Here is a 26,615-nt window from a genome sequence, read left to right as displayed (position 1 = left end):
CAGCCGCCCGGCTGGATCTCACCTTCGGGACGCTCATATCCCAGCGAACAACAGGACTGGGAACCACCCCACTGGCCCGACCACCCCGGCATCGCGGGCGAAGATGGCGAAGATCCGGAGTGGGAACCGCCCACAGGGCCGGACGGACTTGCCGGTGCCGCCGGTCCCGGCGAGACGGGGCCACCATTACCGATGGATCCCTTCCCTGACTGGGAGCTCTTCATCGCGGCCTAGGATCGATGCCTGTCCTGCCTGCCCCGGCCGCCGTCGACTGCGGCGGCCACCCAAAGGCGCCGCCGCGCCTGGCTGCGTTCCCGATCCGGGGCGGTCCGCCTAGGACTCGACGAGAACCAGGATTGTTTCCGGACGGACGCCGTCGAATTTCATTGCGTCGGCTGTCGTTTCGGACTCCATGATTCGCTGGAATGTTTCCATGTCCGGGACCTGGACGATCAGGCCCACACGCTGGCTCTTCGCCGGGTCGCTGAACGTTCGAACCGTGATGCCCAGCGGCCCGAATACTTCTTCTCGCTTTGGTGAGCTGAGCCAGTGCTCAACATCGTCGACCTCGTGGAAGACCAATAGAGTTGGCATCGTTGCCTCCGCTTTCTGGGTTTGCGCCAGGAGCCGGGCTGGATAGGGGCCGCATGGGACATCCTGATCATCGTGAACGTACCACGGCGTCGAATGCGGCGGTAGCAATTCCTCATTGTGGTGGCTGCCCAACAGGGCCACCATGATGCTATGGATGCTGAAACACCAAAAGCGGTGGAACTGAGCCTTCCCCAGGCCTTCCTGCTTCTAGCTACAAACGACAAAGACGGCAAACCTGAAGTGCCCGTGTTCGCGCTCAGAACCACTACGGCAGGGGCAATATTGGCCGAGCTGGCCCTGCTCGGTGCTATCGAACTGCAGGGGAAGCACATCAGGGCTACAGACGCCGCCCCCAGGACGGACTTCCTGCAGGAGCTGGAACTCATCCGCGGCAAGTCCCGGCCCCACACTCCCAAGGCGTGGGTCGCCATACTGGAGGGCCGGGCCGAAGTGCGGCGCATCTATGAGGGGATGGCGTCGCGGGGCATCGTGGAACATGTCGGCGAAAAGCATCTGGGCCGCTTCCGGGCCGTGCGGTACCCCGAGAAGGACCACGCACCGGAGGAAGCGCTGCTGAAAAAGATCCAGGCCACCCTCACTGGTGCATTGTCCGATCCCGAGGCGTCTGCGTCCAAAGTGACCGACGCTGAAGCCGAAGCGGTTGATACCGCGGCATCGGACTCGGCGGCAGGGGACTCGGGCGCGGCCGAGGCCAAGGCACCCGGTGCCGCGGCACCCGCTCCCGCGAAGCCTGGTGCCCAGGCGCCCGATGCCAGGACCACAGCACTGATCGCACTGCTTCAGGCGGCCGGACTGTTCGGCAAGCTCTTCCCGGAGGCTGACCGAAGCCGGGCCAACGAGCTGGCGAGGAGCTATTGGCCGTCCCGTGCGGTGGAAGACGAACTTCGCCTGATCAGGTTGGCGGAGGAAGAGGCTGCAACCTTGTGATGCCGGGAACGGCTCCGACGGTTGACGTTCGACGGCGGGAGGTCCCGCCGTCGACCGCTAGAACATTGCCTGTTCGTGCTCTGGCCCCTACCCGCCGGATCAGATGAGGCCGAGCTCCGCGAAGGCGGCAACGAGCCCTTCCTGCCGGGGAGGAGCGGCCGTCAGGTCGGCGAGTGCCACCAGCTCCGGGAGCGATCCTTCGATGGCGATGCCGATTCCTGCGAAGGCGATCATCTCCAGATCGTTCGCGCCGTCGCCGGCCGCAATCGTGTCTTCGCGGGCGATGCCCAGATGGGCAATGACGGCCGCGACGCCGTCGGCCTTGCTGATCCCGCGCTGGTACAGTTCCCCCGCGTGCCGGCCCTCGTCAGCCACCGAATTCGCGACCACGGCAATGGCCCCGCCAATTTCCCCGACCAGGTCCTCCATGGCCACGGGGGAGTCAAACACGGACACCTTGGAGAACTGCACGTCGGCACCATTCGAGGTGGGGTGCACCGCGCGGAGGATGTCGGACGAACCTACCGGGCCTCCGGGTGCCTGCTCGAAATGGGCGTCAAGAATCACCCGCAACCGCTCCAGCGCAGCGGGCGGCACGTGCAGCGCCTCCTGGGCTTCCAGGATGTAGACGGCGTCGTGCGCGTCGAGTGCCCGGACCGTCCTGGCCGCAAGGTTGGCCGGGAACCGCCGGTCCATCAGCACCGTCCCGGCCACCTCGGCGTAGGCGCCGGCACTGGCCACGAGGCCGTCGAAACCCGCGGCGAGAATGCTTTTGGGCAACATTGAGACCGGGCGTCCGGTGCATAGGAAGACCCGGTGTCCTGCCTTCCGCGCGGCCTGGACCGCGCGCATGTGGCCCTCGGGGACGACGCTGTAGTCCGCGTAGGTGCCGTCCACGTCAAGGAAGACGGCCCGGACAGTTCCAGCGGTACTCGGCGTTGTGCTCATGATCCCGGATCATACCCATGCGCAACATCCCGAGCTAACCGGCGCCCGGCTGCCGCAGCGACTCAGTCCAACTATTCCGCGCTCGACGCTGCAGGGGAGCGGTACCAAACTGAAACGGTCGACGGCGGGACTTCCCGCCGTCGACTGCCGCTTCCTGCTCTGGGGTTCAGGGCATTTGATCTAAACGGAGCCTACAAACGGTCCGGATAACCGCCAGGCCACTTCTTCCAGGGCGTCGGCACGGCCGCGATGGCGGTCAGGAGGAGATCCAGGTCGGAGGCGGCGGCACTCACAGGTAGCTCTTGACGCTCGCGCGCAGGGCCTCTGTGTGCTCATAGATCTCTTCCAGCGAGCCGATGGGCACCCGAGTCTCTTCCTTGTTGTCGTCGAAGATTCCGATGTACTTCTGGGTGCGGTTGAAGTGCAAGCGCGCGATTGGCTTGCGGTTGTTGTCGTCTAGCAGCACCGCAAAATACGACTTGGCGTCCCTCTGTACTACGCGAGCCGGCTTCACTTCGCTGCAGACGATGGCCCGGACAATCTGGTAACCCTCGATTTCCTCGAGCGTCGTTTCCAGCCCGTCCGCCTCGGCCAGGTCTGCTTCGGCCACAGGTGCACTGGTTACACTGGCGGCGGCGGCAGGGTCGTCATTCTGGGGGAAGCCCGGGGCGCCGAGGGCTTTCTTCAGACGCTCGTTCACTTGGTCGTTCAGGAACTGCTTGGACGCTTTAGCCACCAAAGCGGTGAACTGCTCACGCACTTTCTGCGTATAAGGGCCCGGATATACGCGGCCCGTGAGGAACTTGACCCATTCGTCTTCCGGTTCCTTGAACTGTGCCGCGAGTGTCCTTTTGAGTTCGCCGATGTATTTCAGTTCGCCAGCGGCGCTGATGATCGAATCGAGGTCAAAGATGTCTTTGGACAGTTTCTGAAGTTCCGGAATGAGCGACTCGTCGATATCGTTCAAATCGAGTACCAAGAACGGCTTGGCGTCCATGCGGTTCGGCGCATCGAGGTCAGTGAAGAACTGGTACACCTCGCCGTTGGTGAGGATTGCGATCCTGGCGTTAGTGACGGCAAAGTACCGGAACAGCTGCGATGCGTGTTCGATCTTGACCGGCTCCGTGGACTTCTTGCACTCGATCAGGATCTGCACTTCGCCGTCTTTGACGATCGCGTAGTCGATCTTTTCGCCCTTCTTAAGTCCGACATCCGCGATGAACTCCGGAACGACTTCCATGGGATTGAAGACGTCGTAGCCAAGAATTGTGGAAATGAAGGGCATCACAAAGGCATTCTTTGTTGCTTCTTCCGTTTGGATCACACCCCGCTGCTGGCGCACCTTTGCTGCCAACGCTGAAAGCTTTTCTGCAAACTCCAATTGTCCCCCTAAGAAATGATGGTGGTGCAACGGTAGCGCAGCGCCGCGACAATTTGAGGAAGTCGCGGAATCTAGATGTCCCTAGTCCTGCATCACTCCTGATTGGCGGCCTCGATGTCTGCCTCGAGGCAGGAAAGCTGGTTGGGTTCCAGCGTCACGGGGGGGCACACGCAGAATCTTATTCCTGAAGGGCCGATATTGATTTCCACCACGGGGCCAGTCTTTGTTTGACCGAAATCAGGTGACTGCGAGCCGGACGGGTTCGAGTCCCGCGGCGCGCAGGATGGGCAGTGCGCGCGTGATCCCCGACGCGGTTCCGCCGTTTGGGTGGTTGGCATGCGCGATGATGACGTCGCCAGGTTTCGCGGCGGACACCTCGCGGAGAACTACGGGCATGGGGTAGGTGGCGCCGCCGTCGCCGTTGATGCTGAAGGACACCGGGACCAGGCCGAGTTCCCGGACAATGGCCACGGCAACATCGTCGAAGTAGGCGGTGCCGGGCCGGAAATACCGGGGAGCGGTGCCGGTGAGGCGGTGCAAGGCCTCCTGGTTGAGCATTATCTCGTCGTAAACTTCCGCCGGGCTGGACGTGCCAGGAACTCCATATGCGGCGCGTCCGGAAACAGACAGAGGAACGTGCCGCGTACCGTGGTTTCCGATTTCGAACAGCGGATCTTCTGCCAACGACTTCGCGGTTCCAGGGTTGGCTTGGATCCATCGGGAGTTGAGGAAGAACGTTGCCGGTGTCCGAGTGTGCCTGAGCACATCAATGAGGGCCTGGTCCACGCCGTTTCCGCCGGGTCCTCCGCAGCAGTCAAACGTCAGGGCCACGCCTTGGGCACCGGCGGCGAGCCTGGTCGCCGTTCCGGGGAGTTGGAGCCCCCAGGAGTTCGGAGGCCGGCCCGAGAACGAGGAAACAATACTGTCTCTTCCCGGGGCCACAGGGGCGGGCGCCTGGGCTGCCGCAGCAACAACGGGAGTAGGCGGAGCCGCCACAGCGTTGGCTGCCACCTCGTCGGCTGTCCCGGCCTCGGGGGTGTTGGCAGCGCAGCCCGCAAGCGAAATGGCAGCCGCCGTAAGCAGGAACGCGCGACGGCTGGTCAGAAATTTGCGGTGGCGCGGGCCATCTGCAGGCATGCCGGGGTCCCTCTGTTCTTCCTGGCGGCGGGTGCCAGCAGCTTGGTGTTGGCACCCCGAACCATAACAGCCGATAACGAACAACGAGGAAGCGCCGCTTAACACAAACGGACGACGGCGGGAAGTCCCGCCGTCGGCCGTTGTGCGGGGAGCCCAAAGGCCTGTCAGCCCGCAATCCCGCCCGCTCTCAACAGACAGCGCTTTCATGAAGATTCCTTCATGATCCCTTCATGTGCGCCTCATGGTTCTCGGCCAAGCTGAAGAAACGAAGCGGCTGGCGCCGGAAAAGCCTAAGTGGGAACACAGGGGGTGGGCATGGAAGGACAAAGCCCGTCCGCGGACCGTCCCTGGCAGGTCCGCCGGGCGCCATTGAACCCTGCCCCGACGGTGTCCGCCGGCATCCCGGCACCACGGCCGCAGCGGATCCTTTTTGCCAGCGCGGAAGCGTACCCGTTCGTGAAGGTGGGCGGGCTGGCCGACGTCAGCATTGCGCTGCCGAAGAGGCTGGCTGAACTGGGCTTCGACGTCCGCCTGGTGATTCCGGCGTACCGGGGGATCGGCGGAACGCCTGTACTGACGTTCGACGTCCCGCTCGGCCCGGTGGCCGAGCGTGTGGTGGTCCGGCGGCTGCCGCCGCTCCGTGGAGTGGAGGTCTTCACCATCGGACTGCCCGGATGGTTCGACCGGGAGGTCCCCTACAGCTACCAGGACGACGACGTCATGCCGTTCGTCCTGTTCTCCAAGGCAATAGCAACTCTCGCGGCGCAGGACGCCTGGCGTCCCGACATCATCCACTGCAACGACTGGCACTGCGGGCTGGTGGCCCAGGAAGCCCGGCAGGGACCCCACCGGCTCGCCCTGGACCGCACCGGCATCATCTTCACGATCCACAACATCGCCTACCAGGGGCCGGTGGGGGCCGCCACCGACCAGCTGATTGGGCTGCCGCCGGCAGGAAGCCTGCTGGAGCGGGGCGTCACCTTCGCAGACCAGGTCAACACCGTCAGTCCCCGCTACATGCAGGAGATCCTCACCCTGGCGCAGGGCGCAGGCATGGACCAGCTGCTGCGCACCCGCGGAGACACCGCACGGGGCATCCTCAACGGCGTCGACTACGAGGAGTTCAGCCCCGAACGGGACCCCTGGATCGACACCCGCTACAACGGCTCGTTCGTCCTCGGCAAGCGCGCGAACAAGGAAGTCCTGCAGCGGATCAGCAACCTGGAGGACGCGCCGGACCGGCCGCTCTTCGGCATGGTGGCCCGGCTGGTGTCGCAGAAGGGCGTGGGCCTGCTGTCCTCGGCCCTGGACCAGTTCGTGGACCGGGGAGCCCAAGTGGTAGTGATGGGCGAGGGGGCGCCCCGGTATCAACGGGAGCTCCATGCCGCGGCGCGCCGGCTCTCGGGCCACGTGGCGTTCCACCCGACCTCGCAGGAATCCCTGGCCCGGCAGGTCTACGCGGGCTCGGACCTCTTCCTGGCGCCGTCCGTCTTTGAGCCCTGCGGGCTGACCCCGCTGATCGCCCTGCGCTACGGCACCATCCCGGTGGTCCGCCGGACCGGTGGGCTCGCGGACACCGTGAAGGACTACACCGAGGACCCTGCCACGGGGCTGGGTTTCGCCTTCGTCCAGCGCCGCGTCGCGTCGATGCTGTCCGCCGTCGACAACGCCATAGCGGTCTACCGCCGCAAGCCTGAGTGGCGGCGCCTGCAGACGCGGGCGATGGGGGCGGATTTCTCCTGGCAGGCGCCCGCAAATGAATACGTCGCCCTGTACGACGAGGCCGTGCGCTCGCGGCGCGGCGCCGCCGTCGTCGTCCCGGGCAGCGCCACTGTCGTTGGGAACGACGGCGTCCCAAACGACGGCGTCCCAAACGTCGTCCCGGGCACCGCCTCGACCAGGATCCCGCTGCCCCGGCAGCGGCCGCGGCCGGCACCGCTGCCCCTGGCGATCGTCCACCACGCCAACCAGTTCCTGGTCACCGACGGCTACCGTGACCGGGAAGGCCTGACCTCGCTGGTGAACGGGTACGCGGCGCTGCTGCGGCTGCACGAAAAATACCGCACGCCGGTCACGCTCCACTTGTCCGGGACCATGGTGGAAGCGGCCGCCTGGCACCACCCCTGGTTCCTCGCCGAGGTCCGCCGGCTGCGCGACGTCGGCCTTCTCTCGCTGGTGGGTGGAACCTACTCCGAAAACATCCTCACCGCCTTCGACCCGGAGTACAACCGGCGCCAGCTCAAGGAGCTGTTCTGGCTCTACCGGCAGCACCTGAAGTGTGCCCCGGAGGACCTCGAAATCTGCTGGATCCCCGAACGGGTATGGGACACCAGCCGCCTGGCCGGACTCCTGACCGACCCCACGCTGCCCAACGGCGGCTACCGGTACGTCCTCCTCGACGACAGGCTGCTGTATCCCACCGACGGCTCCCACGGGAGCAGCGACAGGGCCGACTTCGACGGCGCCGATCAGGACAGCCCTCCTCCGGCCGACGCGCTGCGCCCTTACTGCATCGATGGCGGCAGTGGCCTGCAGGTGGTGCCGATGTCCACCCGGCTGCGGTACTGGCTTCCGCCGGACGACCGGAGCCACTGGCGCAGCCTGTCCCGCACGGCCGAACTCCCCACGGCTCCGGGCGACGACACGATCCTGGTGTACGCGGATGACATGGAGAAGAGCGCCGGCGTGGGCCCGTGGCACCCCAGCGCCCTGGGACGCTACGAGGAATTCCTGCGCTGGCTGGCCACCCAGCCCAACCTCATCCCCGTTGACCTGCCGTCATGGCTCCGCCAGCGCCGGCGGACCCCCGGCGTCCGCGTCGTGGAGCGCGGCACCTTCGTGGAACTGGCCCAGGACTGGCACGCGGGAGAGGACTACAGCGGCTGGGACCAGGACACGGCCTGGGCCCCCTACCAGCAGCACCTCGCCCGGGCCCGCCGCGCCGTGGCCGGCGCTGAGAGCGCGGGCGCGGAACCCCGGCTGACCGCACTGGCCTGGAAACACCTGCTGGCCTCGGGATACGAGACTGCGTGGCACGACACGGACCAGCCGGAGCGGGAGCCGGCCGCCTGGGCCAAGGCGCTGGCAAGCCACGGGCGCGCCGCCGGCGTGCTGGCTGCCGCGGCCCGGTGGTTCGGCAGCCCTGCCCGCGAGCTTGGTGCGGAACTGGTGGACCTCGACGAGGACGGCGCGGAGGAACTGGTCCTCAGGAGCGAGCACCTGTTCGCGGTGCTGTCCCCGGAGTGCGGCGGCCGCCTGGTCTACCTGGCATGCCGCGGCCCGGACGGCGGCATGCTGGTGATCGGGAACCCGACCGACGACTGGAACAAGCAACAGGAGATGAACAGCTACATGGACGTCCCGGCCAACCACCCCGGTGCGCTCGCCGACGCCGGGGGTGTCCACGACCGCCATGAGGTGACCATCCACGCCGGCGACGGATCGGTCCAGGTGGAGCTGACCAACGTGCAGCAGGACAGCCCGCTGCACGGGCTCCGCAAACGGATTCTCCTCGATGACGTGAGCCCCGCACTGCTGGTGGCCTACGAGCTCCCCGCGGCAGCGCCCGGGATCACCGTTGAGACCTGCCTGTCGCCGGACTACTACCGGCTGCTCCGCCACGGCACGGCAGAGCTGCAGCGTTGCGGAGGACGCAGCTGGCGGGGCGCCCGCAACCGCGGCGCGGAGGTGTGGGTCGCCCTCGCCGGCGACGAGGACACCGCCTGGCGGGACCCCTCCGGGCCGGAACCCGGACACGGCGTCCTCGTCCGCGTGCGCGCCGAGGCGCGGTCCTTCCACCTGCTCATCGGAGTGGGAGAGGTCGACGACGACACGGCGCAGCGGGCGCTGGAGGCGGGGCGGGAACGGCTCCACGGCCTGGCTGCCCACACTTCGGCCGGGCACAACGCGGGCGCCCACAGCCTGGTTGCCCACGACCCGGTTGCCCACGATCCGGTTGCCCACGACCCGGCCGCCCGCGGGCTGACAACCCACGGCTTGGCTTCCCGCAACCTGGCCCGCAACCTGGCTGCCCACAAAACAGCGGGAGGCCCGCGATGATCACCCGTGCGGCCGCCGTCGCGCCCACGGCCTCCGATGCCCGCCGGGCCGAGCGGCTCGCCGTAGCCGAGTCTTTGCTTGTGTCGCCGCCACCACTGGATGCACTGGCCCCGGGCCGGGTCCAGGTGCTCACACGGTCGGTGGTTCACGCGTCCCGGAGCCGGCCGGTGGTCCGATGGACAGTCACCGTCGACTCCGGGACCGGCCCCTCGGCTCCGCTGGCCGTGATCGGAAAGAGCTACCGCGCGGGCGGCGGGGAGGAGGCCTGGCGGTTGCTGAGCAGCCTGCACCAGGCGGGCCTCGACGCCACCGAGCTCGGGGTTCCCGCACCGTACGGCTTCGACCCCGCCCGTCAGCTCCTCGCCCAGGAGGAAGCACCCGCCACCACCCTGCACTCGTTCCTGGACGGCGACCCGGGGCCCGCCGCGCCCCAGGCCGGGCGGGCCGGGCACTGGCTCGCAAGCCTGCACGGCATCCGGGACGTGCAGGTGCCAGACCTGGCGGAGGACTTCGAGCGGCTCAAGCTCGCGGAGTACGGTACGGCGCTCGCCGGGCTCATGCCGCAGCAGGCCGCCCGCCTGGACGAACTCACGGCCGGGACCCTGGAGGGCCTGGCCGGCGCCGGCGGCACCCGGGTGGTGACCCACGGGGACTTCCAGCCCAAGAACATCCACCTGGACCCGGACCGCTTCGTGGTCATCGACTTCGACCGTGCGGCGTGGGCCCCCGCCGCGCGGGACCTCGGACACTTCATCGGGCAGACCCTGACCATGGGTGCCGCCCGGCACGGGGACCTGGCAGCCGCCCTGCCCTGGGTGGGGGCGTTCCTGGACGCTTACTCGGACAGCAGCGGCGACGCCGGTGCCGTCCGTTCCACACCCGCCTACGTGGCCCGCACCTTCGCCGAGGTGCTGTTCTACCGCCTGGTGGTCCGGCCGGTGGCGGACACCTCGTTCGTGCCGGACTGGCTCGACGCCTGGGAAGCGGCTGTGGAAGCCGCCGCAGCGGGAGGCTACCGGTGAGGGTATCCGGCACCGGGGGCACGTATCCCGACAAGGCGGAGCGCCCCGACCGCGCGGAGCGCCCCGACAGGCCTGAGCGCCCCGACAGGGCAGAGCGCCGGCGGCGCCAGCGCAGTGGGTCCGTGCCGGTGATGCGCGCCGGCGTCATCCTCCGGACTTTCGGTCCTTTCCTGCGGCCCCAATGGCCGGGTTGCGTACTGGCAGGGTTGCTGGCCGCCGCCAGTGCCGGCGTCGCCCTGCTCAAGCCGTGGCCGCTGAAGTACCTCTTCGACGAAGTGCTGCTGCCGGCCGGCGCCCCGGGCGGACAGGACGTGCAGCGCGTCCTCGTCCTCATCGTCGGGGCGCTCGTCGTCATCACCCTCCTGGACTCACTGATCAGCGCCGCACGGAGCTACACACTGACCGTCGTCGGCGAACGCGTCTCCGCCGCTATCCGCACCAAGCTGTACGACCATCTGCAGCGGCTGCCCCTGAGCTACCACGAGCGGACCCCCACCGGTGAGCTCACCACACGCCTCACCGGGGACGTTGACAAGGTGCGCGCGCTGCTCACCGTCACGTTCGTGGACGCCGCCACCAACGTGCTCACACTGGCCGGCATGGCCGGCGTGCTGCTCATCCTGGACTGGCAACTCAGCCTGGCGCTGCTGCTGGTGCTGCCCATGCTCCTGCTCACCGTCTCCAGCTTCCGCGCCCGCATCCGGGCCGTGGAGGAGAACTCGCGGGAGATCGAAGGGGACTTGGCGGCGATGGCGCAGGAGTCGCTGGTGGCGGTCAAGCTGGTGAAGGCAACCGGCCGGGAGGAACACGAGTCCCGCCGCTTCCGGACCCGTTCCGATGCCTCCGTTGCGGCTGTGCTCCGCTCCGCGCGCACCAGCGCCGCCTTCGGTGCCGCGGTGGACGCGGTGGTGGCCGTTGCCACCACGGCCCTGGTCTGGCTGGGCGCCCAGCGCGTGCTCTCGGGCGCCCTCACACCGGGCGACCTGGTGATTTTCACGGCGTACCTGCGTGACTTCTTCGGCCCCACCCGGGCGCTCTCCAAGCTGCCGGCCCAGCTGACCCGGGCCGGCGTCCGCGCGGCCCGCATTGCCGATACCCTCGGCCGCCGCCCGGAGGTGCAGGACAAGCCCGGTGCCCGCACGGCCAGCCCGCCACGGCGGCGACTGAGCCTTGACGCCGTCGGATTCTCCTACAGCACCGACCGCCCCGTCCTGTGCGACGTCGACCTGAACGTACCGGTGGGCAGCACCCTCGCGATCGTCGGGCCAACCGGGGCGGGAAAGTCGACGATTGCCGCGTTGCTGTGCCGGCTGCAGGATCCCACAAGCGGCAGGGTCCTGCTGGACGACGAGGACCTGCGCGACCTGACCGGCGAGAGCCTCCACACCCAGATCGGACTGGTCACGCAGGAGGCCCTGCTGTTCCGTGCCTCCGTGCGGGAGAACATTGCGTACGCGCGTCCGGACGCCTCCGCGGAGGAGGTGGAGCACGCCGCCCGCACGGCCCAGGCGCACGACTTCGTGCAGGCACTGCCCCACGGCTACAACACCGTGCTGGCCGAGCGCGGGGCGACCCTGTCCGGCGGGCAGCGGCAGCGGCTGGCACTGGCGCGCGCCGTCCTGCAGGGCTGCCCGATCCTGGTGCTCGACGAGCCGACCACGGGCCTGGACGCCCATTCCGAGCACGCCGTGCTCCGCGCACTCCGGCACGTCAGCTCCGGCCGGACCACCGTGATCATCACGCACCGGATGGCGGCGGCCATGGCGGCGGACGAGATTGTGGTCATCGAGGACGGACGCGTGGTGGAACGCGGTACCCACAGCCGGCTCATCGCCGCGGGCGGCCTCTACGCGGAGATGTGCCTCCTCCAGGGGATCACACGCCAGGGGAGCACCGGCACCGGGCCCGCGCTGCACGGCGACGCCGCCGACTACGGGCGCCACGCGGCGTCGTCGTTCGACGTCGACGCCAACTATCCCGCCACCGATTTGAAGGGAGCCCTCCCATGACCGAGCCCAGTGTCCGGGCGGCAGCGAGCGACCTCGCGTTCCTCACCACCGGATCCACCGACGGCGTCCTGCCCGCCATGGACGGCGGCATATCCGACGGCGGCATGTCCGACAGCGGTATTTCCGACGGCGGGGACCAGGCCGCCGTCCAGGCGGACCGGCTGCTGGTGCTGCGCAGTTCGGTGCCCCGCCAGGGCGGCCGGCTGCCCGTGACTGCGGTCGACGAGTCGGCGCTGTTCCCGGCCCTGGAGGAGGCCTACGGCCTCGGCCGCTGGCGCGCGTGGCGCCGCACCGACCACGGCAGCTCGAACCTGAGCTGGTTCGTCCGCACGGACGCCGGCGATGTGGTGCTCCGCCGCTCGCACAACCTGAAGACCGTGGCGGGGGCGGAGTTCGAATGCGCCCTCATCGACCACCTCCGCGGACACGGCTACCCGGCCCCGCCCGTGGAGCGGACACGCGACGGCTCCATCTCGGTACAGGTGGAGGGCATCCTGCACATGGTCACGCGGCTGATGCCCGGCCGCGCCTACGATCCCGGCGACGCCGCCCAGCTGGTGGAGGTGGCGCGGGGACTCGGGCGCTATCACGCGATCGTGTCGGAGCTGTCGATGCCGGGATACAGGGAACGCTCCTCCGGCCTGGCCACCCTCGGACAGGTGGGGCAGGAGAAGCTGTACGCCGCCGTCGAGGTCATGGCGTCGCTGCTGGACGCCGATGCCGGTGCCGCACTGCGCGAGGACGCCCGGTACCTGGCTGACCGGATGGAGCAGCTGAACGTGGGGCTCGGGGGGCGCCAGAAGGACCTGACCTCCATGGTGATCCACGGTTCGTACGGCCAGTCGGCCGTTCTCATGGACGAGGGCCGGCTCAGCGCAGTGCTGGACTTCGACCGGTCCGCACAGGAGCTGCTGGGCCTGGATCTGGCGTATGCCTTGAGGTCGTTCTGCTTCAACGGCCCGATCCGCCGCGCCGGGTTCGGCCTGGACCCGGACCGCTGCCGGACCTTCCTCCACCACTACCGCAGCCATGCCCCGCTCGCGGAGTCGGACCTGGCGGCCATGCCGGACGTTTTCCAGGCCCAGCGGCTGATGGTGGTGGTCAAGAAGTGCGAGAACCTGCTGACCAAGCAGGCGCTGATTCCCCGGCAAACCCAGGACGCCGCCAAATTCGCGCGGATCATGGACCGCGAGGCCTCCTGCATCCGCCTGCTCATGGACAACCCTTTCACCATTACGGAGGACGCATGAACCCCACGCTCAGCCGCACGCAGATCCATGCCCAAAGCCATCAGGTGAAGGAGCAGCAGGTCCTGCGTGCCGAACAGGTACGAAGCCCGGAATTCCTGGACCGGTATGTCCGCCCGCACCTCGGCTCCGCGGCCGGTGGCGGGTCATGGGCAACGAACGTGATCCAACTGGACGGCACCGGGGCCGCCACGGTGCAGATAGAACTCGACGACGGCGGTCCCGTGTTCGCCAAGCTCTTCCCCTTCGAGGACGGTCCCGCCGTGCACGCGAAGCTGCAGGCCCTGCGCAATGCCGGGCTGGGGCACGGCTCGGCGTACCAGGCCGTCGAGCCGCTGGCCTGGTACGGAGACGAGAAGATCCTGCTGTGCAGGGGAGCGCCGGGTGAGCCGCTGTCCACGCTGTTCGGCGCGGACAGCGCCGAGCTGGCAGCGGCCGCCGCCCGTGCGGCGTCGTGGTTGGCCCGCCTGCATGGCCTGGACCTGCGGATCGGGACTGCGCATTCCCTCCTGGTGACTGGAGAGCTGACGAGCCTGGCCAAGCGCCTGGCCAAAGTGGCCGTGGCCAGCCCGGGTTATGTCGACGCGGCCCTGGGCATGCTCGAACGCCTGGACGGCCTGGCCCGGGACACCGTGGACGGCATCCAGTCCCAGAGCCACGGACAGTTCCGGCCGATCCACGTTTTCCTGACCGACGACGTTGTCACCGTCATCGACCTGGACCGCAGCGCACCGGCCGACCCCGCGCGCGACGTGGCGGAGTTCCTGCACAGGATGCGCCAGGGCGTGTACTCGGCCACCGGCGACATCAGCCGGGCCGACGAGCCATGCGCCGCGTTCCTCGCCGCCTACCGGGAGGCGACGCACGGCGACCGGCTGGTCAACCTGCGCTTCCACTGGGCTCGCTACATCTTCCACAGCCTCAACCGCGAGATCAAGACCGGGGATGCGGACTGGCGCGACCGCGACGACACCCAGTACCGCCTCTACGTCAATGAGTTCGAACGGGTGGCAGAGGGACGGGCGGGAGCATGACGCCGGCGGAAGGCAGCGTGCTGGACCGTGCCGGTCAGGCGCTGCCTGTGGCCGAGCTCGAGGGATTGTGGCCCCTGGGCGGGTGGATCTCGGTCAGCCCCCTTCCGGGAGGCAAGAACGAGCACCTCCGCGTCGCCGCTGCGGACGGCGTCCACTACCTGCGCCGTTCCTACCGGGCCAAGACGCGGGACGAGCTCACGGGGCAGTTGCGCCTGATGCGGCTGCTCCGGGACAGGGGGTTCCCGGCCCCGGAGGTGGTGCCCGCCCGCACGGGCGCCGACTACATCGAGCTCTTCGGCCGGTGGTGGATCGCTACCCGCGGCGTCGAGGGAACGCCCTTCGACGACGGCTCAGCCGAGCACGTGCGGGCGCTGGGCCGGACGCTCGCCCGGTACCACGCCGTCGTCGCCGACCTTCCTGCGGTGGCTGCCGAGCCGGCTGTGCTCAGCGAGCTGCGGAGCCGGGCCGGTGAACAGGACGTGGAGCCGGCGCTGCGTGCCCGGACCGTGCACGTACTCAACCAACTGACCGGCCTGCTGCCGGACCTTCCCCGGGTGGTGGTGCACGGCGGGGCCAGGCGCGGCAGCCTGGTCTTCGCCGGCGACGAGGTGGTGGGGGTCCTGGACTTCGACAGCGCCCACCCGGACGTGCGCGTCCTCGATCTCGCGGTGGCCGTTCACGACGTCGGCAAGGTGTACACCCGTCTCGGGGAGGACGACCACAAGGTGGCCCTCGACCTGGGCCGGGTCACCGAACTGCTCGAGGCCTACGGACGGGAGGCGCGGCCCACGGCAGCCGAGGTGGAGGCGCTGCCGCTGCTGCTGGAGGCCAAGCGGCTGAAGCGGGGCCTGGGCCGGCGCAGCCGTGTCCTCGGCGGGGAAACCCTGTCCGAGAACGACCACGCCAAAATCCGTTTGGAAGACCACCGGCTCGCCTGGCTGGACGAGCACCAGGACGCCCTGGCGGCGGCCTGCCGTGCGGTCCTTGCATGAGGCGGGCATGAGGCCGGGAGTCAGACCGAAAAACCTATAGCGTGCCGAGGAAGTCCTCCGCGAACCGCTTCACGCCGTCCCATTCGGTGTACACGTAATCGCGCGACGTGTCGGTGTCCAGCGTGCCCTTGTCGCTGGCGATCTTCTTCATCACGTGGCGTTTGATGAACCCGTACTGCGTGTAGAGCAGTGCCCCGCCGAACAGACCCACCTGGGCCGGCCGCCACCCCGTCTCGGCCTCGAAGTTCTCCACGTAGCTCTCGGCGTTCTCGGTGTCACCGTGTGCGGCGAGGCTGACCGAGGCCCGGAACGGGGTCCGGCTATTCCGGCTGGTGGCAGAAACAGTGAATCCGGTAGCACTGGGTGTCATAGGGGCCGACGAACGTGTAGTCATCAGGAGGATCAGCATCCTGGGAGCGTGATTCGGCCGACTGTTGGACGTTTCCGGAACGTGATTTCACGGATCATCCCCCATTTCCGCTCAATGGTCGTCCCAGATCCGAGCCAAAAATGTTTCCCATAACAGGACGTTGGAGCTAGCCTACGATCCGCACGTTTCCGCTGCCGATCCGTGCCGTTTCGCCCGTGTTACAGAGCAGCCGGGTCAGGTCGGCTGGTACTGCCGGTGGAGCATCCGCATGTGCTCCTCGGCGAGTTTGATCATGGATTGGGTGGCCGGTGACAGGCTTGCGGGATCGCGGCTGATGATGGCGAACGTTTCGATCAGCGGCGGGTCCAGGCTCACGTAATTGAGGCGGTTGGTGTACCCGAGGGCCTCGGCCACCGGGACAGAGGCCACGGCAGCCGCCGTGCCGCTGGCTGCGATGGCCAGTGCTGCCGCCCCGGTCTCAACTTCGATGTCCGGAATGAAAGGCATGCCGATCGTCTGGGCGCGCTCGCTCAGCTGGCGTCTGGTGGGGTCGTTCTCGGCCCATCCTGAATCCGGAAGGACCAGCGGGCGCTGCAGGAGCCCTTCGATGGTCACCGGTTCGGTCAATGCTGGCTTGGTGTGGAAGTAGGCAGCTTCGCAGGACCAGAGGACGTCGCCCATGGTGAGCCCGCGGGCATCAATCGGCAAGGCCACGACGCCGGCTTCGAGGCGGCCCGCGCGGACAAGGTCGGCCACCTGGGCGGAGTTGGATCCGATGACGCGGACATGGATGTTCGGGTAGAGGGAGCGGAATGCAGGGATGAGGCCGGAGAGCACGTACTGCCCGCTGTTAAACATCCCGAACGCCACAGTTCCTTCCTGCCGGTCCCGGATGCCGGCGACGGAGTCCATGGCTGCCGTGTAGTCGCGGGCAACCTTTCGGGCATGCGGCAGGAACCGCTGGCCCGCCTCGGTCAGCGTCAGCCCCTGCTTGGCCCTGGTAAACAGTGCGACGCCGACACTCTGCTCAAGCTTGCGGATCTGTTCCGAGAGGGTGGGCTGTGAAATTCCCAGTTCCTCGGCTGCCTGCGTGAGCGACCCTGCCGCCGCTGCGGCCAGGAAGTAGTTGACCTGAAGGATCGTCATGGGTCCTGCCCTTTCTCCGTCTCAAGGGCTCAGCTTATAGGCCAGTGCACATGTTGTATAGCTAACACCTATGTTTCAGGCACATTACCCAAACAAGTGGTGTATTTCCGTCTTGAAAAACTTCATGCATTCTTCATGAAAAGTCTTGTGATCCAAAGGTCATCCTGCTTACATCTAACTATTCCAAAGCTTCTACCTATGGATCAATTCGAAAGGGGCAATGCCATGGAGCTCGCAACAGAGCGCACTGTGTCACCGCCGACTTTGGGCGGGGTGAAAGTCCTCGGCCTGCACAAGTCCTACGGCAAGCACGCAGTTCTCCATGATGTGAATCTCGAGATGACGGAAGGGGAGGTGGTCTCGATCATCGGCCCCTCGGGGGCAGGCAAGAGCACCTTCCTGAGGTGCCTGAACTACCTGGAGGTGCCCACAGCCGGGACCATCACCATCGGTGACAGCACGGTTGACGCCGGCGCACGGCGTCCCGATCGCGCCTGCCTTGACCGCCTGCGGCGGGTGACGGGCATGGTTTTCCAGAACTTCAACCTTTTCCCCCACCTGACGGTGCGGGAAAACATCACCCTTCCCCAGATGAAGGTGCTTGGCCGGAGCCGGGACGAGGCGAACGCCGTCGCAGATTCCCTGCTCAACCGGGTGGGGCTGGCCGCCAAAAGCGAACAGCACCCCGCACGGCTCTCCGGCGGCCAGCAGCAGCGCATCGCGATCGCCCGGGCGCTGGCCCTGTCTCCGAAGGTGATGCTCTTCGACGAGCCGACGTCGGCCCTCGATCCCGAGCTCGGCCTCGAGGTGCTCGCCGTCATGCGGGACCTCGCGGACGAGGGAATGACCATGATCGTGGTGACCCACGAAATGCACTTCGCCCGCGACGTGTCCGACCGCGTCATGGTGATGGCGGACGGGCGAGTCCTTGAACTCGGTCCCAGCGAACAGGTCATGACCGCGCCGACCCACGAGCGCACCAAGAAGTTCCTGCGGGCGGTGCTGGACCGGTGACGGACATGTTCGCCCAGATAGCCTCCGGAGCCGGCATGACGGTGGTCATCACCGGCGCCTCCCTGCTGAGCGGTGCGCTGCTGGGGCTCCCGCTCGTCGCTGCCCGCCGCTCGGCCTGGTCTCCCCTGCGGGCGCTGGCAACGGGCTACATCGACATTGTCCGGGCCATCCCGCCCATCACCTGGCTGTTCCTGATCTACTTCGGCCTGCCGCAGTACGCCCTGCGGCTCGACTCTGTGTCGGCGTCCATCGTCGGGTTTTCCGTGATCGCCTCCGCGTACATGGCAGAGACGTACCGCTCGGGCCTGCTCAGCATTCCCCGGGGACAGTGGGAGGCAGCGACCGCCCTGGGACTGAAGTTCCTGCCGAAAGCGCGGTACGTCATCACCCCGCAGGCCTTCAAAGTAACCCTCCCGGCCGTCGCTGCCTACGCCATTTCGCTCCTGAAGGACTCGGCCCTCGCCTCCACCATCGGCGTTCACGAGATCACCTACCAGGCCGGCCTAGCCTCCCGGGCAACACACCAGGGGCTGCTGGCCTTCAGCATCGCCGGACTCCTTTACATCGCCATGAGCGTCCCGCTGGCAGTGGTGGCCCGCCGGGTGGACCGGGTGCTCCGCCGGAAGCTTGAGGTGGCCTGATGACCTTCGTCGACCAATGGATCAGCTGGCTTTCCGCACTGACCCCGGGCCTTGGAGTCAGCCTCACCCTGACCGCTCTCTGCCTGCTGTTCGGAATGCCGCTCGGCCTGGCGCTGGCCCTCATGCTTGAAGGCCCGGTCAAGATGCTCCGTGCCGCGGCCCTCATTGTGGTGGAGGTTGGCCGCGGCGCCCCGGCCCTTGTGCTGCTCTACCTGCTGTACTTCGGGCTTCCGGAAGGCGGAGTGACACTGTCCGCCTTCGCCACCGGCGTCATCTCCCTGTCCTGGACCACCGGAGCTTACGCCAGCGAACTCTTCCGTTCCGGCCTGGCCGCGGTCCCCGCCGGCCAGCGCGAAGCGGCCCTCACCTCCGGCCTGCGCGGCTGGTCCGGGTTCCGGTACATCATCCTTCCCCAGGCCGTCCGCATCTCCACCCCGCCGCTGGCGAGCCTCGCCGTCACCATCTTCCAGACGAGCTCCCTCGCCTTCGTGATCGCTGTCCCGGAACTGATGTCCAAGGCCTACGCGCTCGGTTCCATCACGTTCGAATACCTCAGCGTGTTCGCACTGACGTCGGTGCTCTACGGATCGATCACCCTCCTTGCCCTGGCTTTCGTCCGCCTCGCTGAGCAGCGCCTCAGCCGGCACCTCTAAAAACAAACCCACACCCCAACACCAAGCAAAGGACCCCACCATGAAAACCAACAGCGCATGGATCCGCCGCGGCGCCCCTGTCAGCGCCGCCGTCGCCGGCCTGGCACTCGTCCTGTCCGGATGCAGCACCGCGGCGGGCGCCTCCGTGGATCCCTCCTGCACCCCGAAGCACGAGTTCAAGACGGTCACTGCCGGCACGCTGACCGTCGCCGCCTATGATTTCGCGCCGCACCTGAAGATCGAGGGAAACCAGATCGCCGGAGTTGAAGGCGAGCTTCTCAACGAGATCGCCAAGCGGGAGTGCCTGACCGTAACCCTCCAGGCCTCGGGCGGCGCCGGTGCTGCCATCCCGTCCGTTCAGGCCGGACGGGCGGACCTCGCAGCGAGCGACTGGTGGCGGACGAAGGCCCGCGCCAAGGTTGTGGCGCTCAGCAACCCCGTCTACCTGGATCAGGGGGCACTCGTCTCGGTGGCCGGCTACAAGACCGTTGCGGAACTCGACGGCAAGAAGATCGGGTCCGTGGCAGGAAACCTCTGGAACGACGAGTTCACCCAGGTCTTCGGCGACAAGTTCTCCGTCTACCAGGATCCGGAAGCCGTCTTCAACGACCTGGCCGCCGGCCGCATCGACGCAGTCATCGATAGCGTAGGCGCCACAACCGCACGGTTCGAGGCCAACCCGATCAAGGACGCCCAGATCGTGCCGCTCCAGCCGGATGCCCGGATTCCCGTCACGGCGCACCCCGGACAGCTGAACTGGCCAACCAAGCTTGACAACACCGAACTCACCAAAGCCATCAACGACAACATCGAAGACCTCCGCAAGGACGGAACAATCGCTGAGCTGCTCAAGAAATACGGCATGGACGCCAGCGCGGCCGACGTCGGCGAACCCGGGATGCTCTAAAGCCCGGCCCCGCACCGGGGCCCCGGACCGTAACCACACAACACCCAACCTGGAGGAATACCTGACATGCCTGAACTGACTGAACGCGTCGCCCTCGTCACCGGAGGAGCCCGGGGCCAAGGCGCGGCACATGCCGAAGCGCTGGCCGCCGCAGGAATGCGCGTCGTGATTGCCGACGTCCGAGACGAGGACGGCGAAAAGACTGCCACCGAGCTGAGCAACAAGAACCTGTCCGTCCGCTACCTCCACCTCGACGTCACGGACGAGGCAGCGTGGGCCAGTGCAATAGCTGATATTGAAAAGCACGACGGCGGACTGGACACCTTGGTCAACAACGCCGGGATCATCCGGGTCACCCCGCTGAACGAGCTGACGATCAGCGAGTGGGACCTGCTCCAGCGGGTCAATACCACCTCCGTCCTGCTCGGCATGAAAGCCGCCTTCTCGGCACTGGCCCGCCGCGGCGGCGGAACCATCATCAACGTCGCCTCCACGGCTGCGCACCGCGGAGCAGAAGCCTATGGAGCCTACTCCGCCTCGAAAGCAGCCGTCCTCGCCCTGACCCGGGCGGCCGCCCTGGAATACGCACCGCACAACATCCGCGTGAACTCCATCAGCCCCGGGGGAGTGGAGACACCCATGAACGACGACGAGCCGGCGGGCGGCACCTCGTCCGGCACGCCCCTGGGCCGGCGCGCACGGCCTGAAGAAATCTCACCGCTTGTCGTCTACCTGGCATCGGACGCCTCCTCGTTCGCCACCGGCGCCGACTTCCTGATTGACGGCGGGGTGACGATCAAGTGACGCAGTCGCAGAACATGCAGCCGCAGCTCAGTGAGTCGAAGCTCAGCGAGCCGCAGAAGGCAGCGTCAGGCGTTGCGCTGGTCACCGGTGCAGGATCCGGCATGGGCCGCAGCACGGCACAGGCCTTCCTTGACCGCGGCTGGACGGTCCTCGCCCTGGACGTGGCTGCCGTGGACACAGCCGATACCGACGGCAAGCTCATTCCGATCACGGCGGATGTCAGGGACCGCGACGCCGTGGACGCTGCCCTTGCCGAATACCTGCCCGGCATTGGCGGCCAGATACACGCTGTGGCCAACGTCGCCGGGATCTACCCGCCCTCCACCTTGGAAACAGCGACGGCCGAGCTGTTCCGCCGCGTCTTCGACATCAATGTCCTCGGTGTCATCAACGTCACGGCAGCCGCCCTGCCCTACCTGGGCGACGGTTCCGCCGTCGTGAACTTCGCCTCGGTGGACGGCTTCACCGTCTCACCCGGCCAGCTCATCTACGGCGCATCCAAAGCGGCCGTCATCATGCTCACCAAAGCCACCGCCCTGGAACTGGCCCCGCGGGGGGTCCGCGTCAACGCCATCGCCCCCGGCTGGGTGGACACTCCGGGCAATGCGGCAACCGGCCGGATGGAAGCCGCCGCGGCAACCATCCCGCTGGGGCGCGTCGCACAGCCGTCCGAGATCGCCGAGTGGGCCTGGATCCTCAGCGGATCCGGCACCGCGGGATTCATGACCGGCGAAACCATCACACTCTCCGGCGGCGACATCATCCGCTAGCCGCTCCACCTATCCACGTAAGGAACCAGAACCATGAAACGCTACTGCGTTATCGGCGCCGGCGCGGCCGGCATCTCCGCCCTCGAGCAGCTCCGCAAAGCGGGCCACGAGGTTGACTGCTACGAGAAGACGGACAGGGTGGGCGGGCACTGGCACACCGACTACGATGCCCTCCACCTCATCACCTCGCGGGACATGACCCACTTCGAGGACTTTCCCATGCCCGCCGAGTACCCCCACTTCCCCCGGCGTGACCAGGTCCGCAGCTACCTGGAGTCCTATGCGCGGGCCAACGGGCACTACGACGTGATCCGGTTCAACACAGCGGTGGTGTCCGTCGTTCCCGTCGACACGGCAGGGGCCACCGGGTCGGCCGGCTGGACCGTCACCCTGGACACCGGGGAACGCATCGACTACGACGGTGTCCTCGTCGCCAACGGTCACCTCTGGGACCAAAAGATCCCCCAGTTTCCGGGCACCTTCACCGGCAAGCAGATCCACTCGGGCTCCTACCGCAACGTCGGCGATGTGGAAGGCCGGAACGTCCTGGTGGTCGGCGCCGGAAACTCCGGCTGCGACCTCGCCGTCGACGTCGCCCAGCACCGGTTGGAAGCCGACATCGTGATCCGCGAAGGCACCTACTTCCAGCCCAAGACCTACTTCGGCAAGCCGCGCCAGGAGGTCGGGTTCCTGGCCCAGTTCTCGCCCGACGAACAGGACCTGATCAGCAGGCTGCTGGCCCGTGTCTCCATCGGCGAGTGGAACAACTACCCCGGCATGCCGGAACCCAAGCACCGCACCCTGGCGGAGGGCAGCACGGTGGTTAACGACCTGCTGCTCTACTGGGTCCATCACGGCCGCATCCGTGTGGTGCCGGGCATCGAGCGGTTCGACGGTAGGACCGTTCATTTCACGGACGGGACGAGCCGCGACTACGACACCATCCTGTGGGCCACCGGCTTCCACGCCAGCCTGCCCTTCGTGGATGAATCCCTCCTCACGCGCCGGCGCGGAGTACCGCTGCGGTATGCCGGCGGCATCATTCCCGCCGGCCTGGAAAAGCTGTACCTGATCGGCATGACGGCGCCGCGGGGGCCGCAGATTCCGGTCTACGGGGTGCAGACCAAGATCGCCGTCCGCATGATCGAACTGCACGAGGCAGCGGGCGACGGCGGCGCCGGAATCCAGGCCTACCTGTCCGCCCTTCAGGAACCTGACGACAGGATCGACATTGTCCGCGCCATCTGGGAGGAGCAACTGGCTGACACCCGCAGGCTCCTTGACGCCTTCCCGCAGGCCCAGAAGCTCAAGGACCTGGCCGGCGCCGGGGCGAAGGCACTGCCCTGATGCGCCCGGACGTTGAATGCGACGAAAACTGTCCGTTCTGTTCGGGACCCGAAACGGACTGAGGTCCTCAGCCCAAAAACGGCAGCGGACGACGGCGGGAAGTCCCGCCGTCGTCCGCTGCCAGCCGCCTTGTACTACTCAGAGCGCGTACTACTTAGAGCGCGCCCTGCTGCGCAGTTCCGGCGGGGATCGGCACCAGCCGGGTGACGTCCACCGGCTTGGCCAGAAGCCCCTCAAGCGAGGCGTTGAGCCGCTTGACGGCATCGCCGGCGCCGTGGGCATCGAGCAGTTCCACGGTTTCCCATTTTTCGATCATCATGATCTGGCCGGTGGGGGATTCGTGGATGGCGTAGAGCAGGCAGCCGGGTTCTTCGTGCACCTCGGCGATGGCAGGGGCGAGGGCGGCGACCACCTGGTCGTAGGCGCCCTCAACGGGAGTGAATTCTGCGGTGACAATGATGGTCATCGGTGACTTTTCCTTGTGTGTGAAAGGGGATCAAGCATGGTCTGAACTGCCAGCGTAGGACCGGCCGGGAGGTGCGGGTGGTTAGCCGCGCGTCGGCAGCATTCCGGCGTCGGAGTCCTTGCCGGCTGATACGAGGTTCAATCCAGTGTCGCTGTCGAAGTAGCTGGCCATTCGTGCCTCGGGGGAGACCGTGCAGGGATCTCCGGCCATCAGGCGGGTCTGGCCCGTCTGGCGGATCCAGAGGAGGTCATCCTGGTTGAGTTCCCACATGTCCAGCCCCAGAGCCGGGTCCGGCTGGACGCCGATCAGGGTGTCCGCGCCGAGGTCCTCGATTCGCCGGACCGTTCCCGCCAGGCCCGGCACGTCAACGTCGGCGGAGACCGTCAGGTGTTCCGGGCGCAGGCCCAGAGTCACAGTGCCGTTGCCGAGCCGGAGTTGTTCGGGAGCCGGGAACCGCAGCCCGCCGAGTGCCGGCTGCCCGTCGGTCACGGCCGCCGTCATGAGGTTCATGGGCGGGCTGCCGATGAAGCGGGCAACGTATGTGTTGGCAGGGCGGGCGTAGATCTCCTGCGGGGTGGCGTGCTGCTGCACGATGCCGTTGTGGAGAATGACGATCTGGGTGGCCATGGTCATGGCCTCCACCTGGTCGTGCGTGACATAGACGAAGGTCTTCCCGGTCAGGCGGTGAAGCCGGACGATTTCGCCGCGGAGTTCCGCACGGAGCTTGGCGTCGAGGTTGGACAGCGGTTCGTCCAGCAGGAACATCGACGGGTTGCGGATCAGTGCCCGTGCCAGGGCTACGCGCTGGCGCTGGCCGCCGGAGAGGCCACCGGGCTTGCGGTTCGCGTACTCGTCCAGTTCCAGCATTGACGAGACACTGGCCACCTGCTTGACGATGTCCTTGGACGAGCCGAAGACGCGGCGCGCGATGGTGCTGACGCCCGGGATGTGGTGCCAGCCCTTGAACTTGTCCAGGGCCAGCGGGAAGGCAATGTTTTCGCGGACCGTCAGGTGCGGATAGAGCGCGTAGGACTGGAAAACGAAAGCGATGTCGCGTTCGCGCGGGCTTTGCCGGTTCACGCGGAGGTTGTCGAAGATGACGTCGCCCGCGCTGGCGTCGGTGAGCCCGGCGATGATGCGGAGCAGGGTCGACTTTCCGGACCCCGACGCGCCGAGCAGGACGAGGAACTCCCCGTTGTCGACCTCGGCGCTGAAGTCGTGGATGACCTGGGTGTCCCCGAAGCGCTTGCTGATGTTGCGTAGTGAGAGCTTTGCCATGATCAACCTTTGACTGAGCCGGCCGTGAGGCCCGAGACGATTCGACGCTGGACAAGGAGGAAGAAGATCAACGCCGGCAGGGTGAACAGCAGGGCTGCAGCCATGACGGAGTTCAGCGAGGTCAGGTACTGGCCGATGAACGAGGCCAGGCCCACGGACGCCGGCCAGAGGTCCCGTTCGGCGATGAACGTCTTGGCAAGGAGGAACTCGTTCCACCCGTCGAAAAAATTGATGACGGCGGCAGCGGCGATGCTGGGAAGAATCAGCGGGGTAAGAACCAGCGACAGAATGGTGACTCGGGGGCATCCGTCGACCGCAGCGGCTTCCTCGATTTCGTACGGAATCGCATCAATGGCTCCCTTGATGATCCAGACGCTTACGGGCATCGTGAATGCCACGTTGGCGAGGATCAGGCCGCCCATGCCGTTGAGGAGGCCCAGCGATGCGAAGAGCGCGTAGATGGGGACCACAAGGAGTGCCTCGGGCAGCATCTGGGTGGCGAACAGCAGGAACCCCGCGGCGCCCTTGCCGTAGAACTTGAACCTGGACAGTGCATAGCCGGCCAGCACTGCGAAGATGAGGGACAGCAGCGTGGTCCCGCCCGCGATGACCACGGAGTTGGTGAGCCACTTGAAGATGGGGACGCTGCCGATGAGATCGCCGAAGTCAGCGAGCCGTTCCCAGTGCGGCCACCAGCCCTGGGCCTGGCCGTACAGTTCTGAGTCCTCGCTGAGTGCGGTGTTCAGCATCCAGTAGAGCGGGAAGCCTGAGAAAAGGACCAGGGCGGCCAGCATGACGTACCGGGCGGGCTTGCTGAAGCTGCGGTTGCCCGGTGCCTTCAGCCGGCGCTTGTGCGGAGCGGATTGGGTGATTGGAGGTGCTTCTTGGGTGGTCATTGTGCTAGGCCTCCTTGGCGGCGTTGCGCCGTTCCATCATGAAGTAGACAACCGTGACCAGCAGGGACAGCACCAGGCCGAGGGCGCCGATGGCTGCCGCGCGGCCCAGTTCCTGGTTGCTGAAGGCCTGACGGTAGACGTTGACGACGAGGGTGTTGGTGGTGTCCACGGGGCCGCCGCCGGTCAGGAGGTAGATGATCTCGAAACGGCGGATGGACCAGATCGTCATGAGCAGCGTGACCACCCTGACGGTGGGGGCGATGTGCGGCCAGGTGACGGCCTTGAACGTCTCCAGCGCACCGGCGCCGTCCATGCGGGTCGCTTCGTAGAGTTCGCTCGGGATGGACTGCAGCGAGGCGAGGACCACAAGCATGACCAGGGGCATGACCTTCCAGACCGAAGTCAGGACGACGGCGGCCATCCCGAATTTTGGATCGACCAGCCAGCCCTGCTGACCGACTCCGAGGACTCCGACCACTTCGTTCAGGACGCCGTCGGACCGGTTGAAGATCCAGCTGAAGATCAGGGCGGTGGCCACGGTGGGGACGGCCCAGGGGAAGGTGATGATGGCCCGGACAATGGTGCGTCCCTTGAAGGCCTGGTTCAGGAGCAGTGCTGATCCGGCGCCGATGGCGACGGCGAAGATCACGGTCGCTGCCGTGTACAGGATGGTCGCGCCGAGCGAGTTGTAGAACTGCGGGCTGCTGAGCAGGCGGGAGTAGTTCTCAAGCCCGACGCCGGTTCCGCCGTCGGGCTTGACGAGCGGGGTTTTGGTGAAGCTGAGCTGGATGCCCTGCACCACCGGAACGATCATGAAAATGATCAGATACACGACGGCCGGGCCGATGTAGATGTACGGGGAGATCCTCTGCCACATGTGATGCCGGGAAGGGGCATCCTGGATGGGAGGCTGCGCCACGGCGGGCGGGGAGATCGAAGTTCGGAGCGACAT

At 67.0% G+C, this 26,615-nt stretch carries 24 protein-coding genes and 1 pseudogene; 15 read left to right on the top strand and 10 right to left on the bottom strand.

Annotated features, from left to right (window positions below):
* Positions 1–234, top strand: a pseudogene (locus tag PV761_RS14850) (endonuclease); the annotation flags it as partial.
* Between the two features lie 99 nt (positions 235–333).
* Here the strand turns inward: PV761_RS14850 and PV761_RS14845 are convergent.
* Positions 334–594, bottom strand: a complete 261-nt coding sequence (locus tag PV761_RS14845; protein WP_028269752.1) for a hypothetical protein — start codon at positions 592–594, stop codon at positions 334–336.
* A 150-nt stretch (positions 595–744) separates the two neighbouring features.
* Here PV761_RS14845 and PV761_RS14840 point away from each other — a divergent pair, with 150 nt between their 5' ends.
* A complete protein-coding gene (locus tag PV761_RS14840) occupies positions 745–1,542 on the top strand; it encodes a GPP34 family phosphoprotein (RefSeq protein ID WP_347897842.1) in 798 nt (265 codons plus the stop codon).
* Between the two features lie 99 nt (positions 1,543–1,641).
* Here the strand turns inward: PV761_RS14840 and PV761_RS14835 are convergent, their stop codons facing one another.
* The 3 genes from PV761_RS14835 to PV761_RS14825 all read right to left on the bottom strand — a co-directional run bounded on the left by PV761_RS14835 (position 1,642) and on the right by PV761_RS14825 (position 5,008).
* Positions 1,642–2,490 (bottom strand): HAD-IIB family hydrolase, encoded by an 849-nt coding sequence (locus tag PV761_RS14835; RefSeq protein ID WP_347897840.1) that lies wholly within the window; start codon positions 2,488–2,490, stop codon positions 1,642–1,644.
* 289 nt (positions 2,491–2,779) lie between these two features.
* Positions 2,780–3,871, bottom strand: coding sequence for a type I restriction endonuclease (locus PV761_RS14830; RefSeq protein WP_028269755.1), 1,092 nt, complete (start codon positions 3,869–3,871; stop codon positions 2,780–2,782).
* A gap of 237 nt (positions 3,872–4,108) precedes the next feature.
* Entirely contained in the window at positions 4,109–5,008 is a 900-nt protein-coding gene (locus tag PV761_RS14825) for a polysaccharide deacetylase family protein (RefSeq protein WP_347897838.1), read from the bottom strand.
* A gap of 315 nt (positions 5,009–5,323) precedes the next feature.
* Between PV761_RS14825 and PV761_RS14820 the strand changes: the two genes are divergently transcribed.
* From PV761_RS14820 to PV761_RS14795, 6 genes are all read left to right on the top strand, one after another.
* The gene (locus PV761_RS14820) at positions 5,324–9,067 is read left to right on the top strand and encodes a glycogen/starch synthase (RefSeq protein WP_347897836.1); all 3,744 of its coding nucleotides are present in this window, start codon (positions 5,324–5,326) and stop codon (positions 9,065–9,067) included.
* A complete protein-coding gene (locus tag PV761_RS14815) occupies positions 9,064–10,089 on the top strand; it encodes a phosphotransferase (protein ID WP_347897834.1) in 1,026 nt (341 codons plus the stop codon). Before PV761_RS14820 ends, PV761_RS14815 begins: the two co-directional genes overlap by 4 nt.
* A gap of 131 nt (positions 10,090–10,220) precedes the next feature.
* A complete protein-coding gene (locus PV761_RS14810; protein WP_347897846.1) occupies positions 10,221–12,098 on the top strand; it encodes an ABC transporter ATP-binding protein in 1,878 nt (625 codons plus the stop codon).
* The gene (locus PV761_RS14805; protein WP_347897832.1) at positions 12,095–13,348 is read left to right on the top strand and encodes a phosphotransferase; all 1,254 of its coding nucleotides are present in this window, start codon (positions 12,095–12,097) and stop codon (positions 13,346–13,348) included. The genes PV761_RS14810 and PV761_RS14805 overlap by 4 nt, the downstream gene beginning before the upstream one ends.
* Positions 13,345–14,379: a phosphotransferase gene (locus PV761_RS14800; protein WP_347897830.1), complete on the top strand. Its 1,035-nt coding sequence runs from the start codon at positions 13,345–13,347 to the stop codon at positions 14,377–14,379. The genes PV761_RS14805 and PV761_RS14800 overlap by 4 nt, the downstream gene beginning before the upstream one ends.
* On the top strand, positions 14,376–15,371 hold the full coding sequence (locus tag PV761_RS14795; RefSeq protein ID WP_028269760.1) for a phosphotransferase: 996 nt from the start codon (positions 14,376–14,378) through the stop codon (positions 15,369–15,371). Before PV761_RS14800 ends, PV761_RS14795 begins: the two co-directional genes overlap by 4 nt.
* Before the next feature lie 34 nt (positions 15,372–15,405).
* On the opposite strand, the gene PV761_RS14790 is transcribed toward PV761_RS14795, so the two are convergent.
* Both PV761_RS14790 and PV761_RS14785 read right to left on the bottom strand, forming a co-directional pair.
* Entirely contained in the window at positions 15,406–15,741 is a 336-nt protein-coding gene (locus PV761_RS14790) for a flavodoxin domain-containing protein (protein ID WP_347897828.1), read from the bottom strand.
* A 234-nt stretch (positions 15,742–15,975) separates the two neighbouring features.
* On the bottom strand, positions 15,976–16,887 hold the full coding sequence (locus PV761_RS14785; protein ID WP_028269762.1) for a LysR family transcriptional regulator: 912 nt from the start codon (positions 16,885–16,887) through the stop codon (positions 15,976–15,978).
* 225 nt (positions 16,888–17,112) lie between these two features.
* Here PV761_RS14785 and PV761_RS14780 point away from each other — a divergent pair, with 225 nt between their 5' ends.
* The 7 genes from PV761_RS14780 (at position 17,113) to PV761_RS14750 (ending at position 23,023) form a co-directional block, all read left to right on the top strand.
* Positions 17,113–17,901 carry an amino acid ABC transporter ATP-binding protein gene (locus PV761_RS14780; RefSeq protein WP_051628732.1) on the top strand — a complete coding sequence of 263 codons (789 nt, stop codon included), beginning with the start codon at positions 17,113–17,115 and terminating at the stop codon, positions 17,899–17,901.
* A 5-nt stretch (positions 17,902–17,906) separates the two neighbouring features.
* On the top strand, positions 17,907–18,542 hold the full coding sequence (locus tag PV761_RS14775) for an amino acid ABC transporter permease (RefSeq protein WP_347897825.1): 636 nt from the start codon (positions 17,907–17,909) through the stop codon (positions 18,540–18,542).
* Positions 18,542–19,195 carry an amino acid ABC transporter permease gene (locus PV761_RS14770; RefSeq protein WP_347897823.1) on the top strand — a complete coding sequence of 218 codons (654 nt, stop codon included), beginning with the start codon at positions 18,542–18,544 and terminating at the stop codon, positions 19,193–19,195. Before PV761_RS14775 ends, PV761_RS14770 begins: the two co-directional genes overlap by 1 nt.
* Positions 19,196–19,235: 40 nt before the next feature.
* Positions 19,236–20,102 (top strand): ABC transporter substrate-binding protein, encoded by an 867-nt coding sequence (locus PV761_RS14765; RefSeq protein ID WP_347897821.1) that lies wholly within the window; start codon positions 19,236–19,238, stop codon positions 20,100–20,102.
* 66 nt (positions 20,103–20,168) lie between these two features.
* Entirely contained in the window at positions 20,169–20,906 is a 738-nt protein-coding gene (locus PV761_RS14760; protein ID WP_347897819.1) for an SDR family oxidoreductase, read from the top strand.
* The gene (locus PV761_RS14755) at positions 20,903–21,676 is read left to right on the top strand and encodes an SDR family oxidoreductase (RefSeq protein ID WP_347897817.1); all 774 of its coding nucleotides are present in this window, start codon (positions 20,903–20,905) and stop codon (positions 21,674–21,676) included. The genes PV761_RS14760 and PV761_RS14755 overlap by 4 nt, the downstream gene beginning before the upstream one ends.
* A gap of 33 nt (positions 21,677–21,709) precedes the next feature.
* Complete coding sequence (locus tag PV761_RS14750) at positions 21,710–23,023, top strand: FAD-dependent oxidoreductase (protein WP_347897815.1); 1,314 nt, start codon at positions 21,710–21,712, stop codon at positions 23,021–23,023.
* A 154-nt stretch (positions 23,024–23,177) separates the two neighbouring features.
* Here the strand turns inward: PV761_RS14750 and PV761_RS14745 are convergent, their stop codons facing one another.
* The 4 genes from PV761_RS14745 to PV761_RS14730 all read right to left on the bottom strand — a co-directional run bounded on the left by PV761_RS14745 (position 23,178) and on the right by PV761_RS14730 (position 26,615).
* A complete protein-coding gene (locus tag PV761_RS14745) occupies positions 23,178–23,489 on the bottom strand; it encodes a putative quinol monooxygenase (RefSeq protein WP_028269769.1) in 312 nt (103 codons plus the stop codon).
* An 81-nt stretch (positions 23,490–23,570) separates the two neighbouring features.
* On the bottom strand, positions 23,571–24,767 hold the full coding sequence (locus PV761_RS14740; protein WP_347897813.1) for an ABC transporter ATP-binding protein: 1,197 nt from the start codon (positions 24,765–24,767) through the stop codon (positions 23,571–23,573).
* Between the two features lie 2 nt (positions 24,768–24,769).
* Positions 24,770–25,663: a carbohydrate ABC transporter permease gene (locus PV761_RS14735; RefSeq protein ID WP_081818815.1), complete on the bottom strand. Its 894-nt coding sequence runs from the start codon at positions 25,661–25,663 to the stop codon at positions 24,770–24,772.
* Between the two features lie 4 nt (positions 25,664–25,667).
* Positions 25,668–26,615: a sugar ABC transporter permease gene (locus tag PV761_RS14730; protein ID WP_197024899.1), complete on the bottom strand. Its 948-nt coding sequence runs from the start codon at positions 26,613–26,615 to the stop codon at positions 25,668–25,670.

Source organism: Arthrobacter sp. CC3 (assembly GCF_039907775.1).
Classification (GTDB): Bacteria; Actinomycetota; Actinomycetes; order Actinomycetales; family Micrococcaceae; genus Arthrobacter.
The sequence above is the reverse complement of the archived record's forward strand: the minus strand, read 5'-3'. Positions and strand labels throughout refer to the sequence as shown.

Bases quoted from the DNA above. Each gene is read 5' to 3' on its own strand.
- PV761_RS14845 (WP_028269752.1), bottom strand. From the start codon at position 594: ATGCCAACTCTATTGGTCTTCCACGAGGTCGACGATGTTGAGCACTGG.
- PV761_RS14840 (WP_347897842.1), top strand. From the start codon at position 745: ATGGATGCTGAAACACCAAAAGCGGTGGAACTGAGCCTTCCCCAGGCC.
- PV761_RS14835 (WP_347897840.1), bottom strand. From the start codon at position 2,490: ATGAGCACAACGCCGAGTACCGCTGGAACTGTCCGGGCCGTCTTCCTT.
- PV761_RS14825 (WP_347897838.1), bottom strand. From the start codon at position 5,008: ATGCCTGCAGATGGCCCGCGCCACCGCAAATTTCTGACCAGCCGTCGC.
- PV761_RS14820 (WP_347897836.1), top strand. From the start codon at position 5,324: ATGGAAGGACAAAGCCCGTCCGCGGACCGTCCCTGGCAGGTCCGCCGG.
- PV761_RS14815 (WP_347897834.1), top strand. From the start codon at position 9,064: ATGATCACCCGTGCGGCCGCCGTCGCGCCCACGGCCTCCGATGCCCGC.
- PV761_RS14810 (WP_347897846.1), top strand. From the start codon at position 10,221: ATGCGCGCCGGCGTCATCCTCCGGACTTTCGGTCCTTTCCTGCGGCCC.
- PV761_RS14805 (WP_347897832.1), top strand. From the start codon at position 12,095: ATGACCGAGCCCAGTGTCCGGGCGGCAGCGAGCGACCTCGCGTTCCTC.
- PV761_RS14800 (WP_347897830.1), top strand. From the start codon at position 13,345: ATGAACCCCACGCTCAGCCGCACGCAGATCCATGCCCAAAGCCATCAG.
- PV761_RS14795 (WP_028269760.1), top strand. From the start codon at position 14,376: ATGACGCCGGCGGAAGGCAGCGTGCTGGACCGTGCCGGTCAGGCGCTG.
- PV761_RS14790 (WP_347897828.1), bottom strand. From the start codon at position 15,741: ATGACACCCAGTGCTACCGGATTCACTGTTTCTGCCACCAGCCGGAAT.
- PV761_RS14785 (WP_028269762.1), bottom strand. From the start codon at position 16,887: ATGACGATCCTTCAGGTCAACTACTTCCTGGCCGCAGCGGCGGCAGGG.
- PV761_RS14780 (WP_051628732.1), top strand. From the start codon at position 17,113: ATGGAGCTCGCAACAGAGCGCACTGTGTCACCGCCGACTTTGGGCGGG.
- PV761_RS14775 (WP_347897825.1), top strand. From the start codon at position 17,907: ATGTTCGCCCAGATAGCCTCCGGAGCCGGCATGACGGTGGTCATCACC.
- PV761_RS14770 (WP_347897823.1), top strand. From the start codon at position 18,542: ATGACCTTCGTCGACCAATGGATCAGCTGGCTTTCCGCACTGACCCCG.
- PV761_RS14765 (WP_347897821.1), top strand. From the start codon at position 19,236: ATGAAAACCAACAGCGCATGGATCCGCCGCGGCGCCCCTGTCAGCGCC.
- PV761_RS14760 (WP_347897819.1), top strand. From the start codon at position 20,169: ATGCCTGAACTGACTGAACGCGTCGCCCTCGTCACCGGAGGAGCCCGG.
- PV761_RS14750 (WP_347897815.1), top strand. From the start codon at position 21,710: ATGAAACGCTACTGCGTTATCGGCGCCGGCGCGGCCGGCATCTCCGCC.
- PV761_RS14745 (WP_028269769.1), bottom strand. From the start codon at position 23,489: ATGACCATCATTGTCACCGCAGAATTCACTCCCGTTGAGGGCGCCTAC.
- PV761_RS14740 (WP_347897813.1), bottom strand. From the start codon at position 24,767: ATGGCAAAGCTCTCACTACGCAACATCAGCAAGCGCTTCGGGGACACC.
- PV761_RS14735 (WP_081818815.1), bottom strand. From the start codon at position 25,663: ATGACCACCCAAGAAGCACCTCCAATCACCCAATCCGCTCCGCACAAG.
- PV761_RS14730 (WP_197024899.1), bottom strand. From the start codon at position 26,615: ATGTCGCTCCGAACTTCGATCTCCCCGCCCGCCGTGGCGCAGCCTCCC.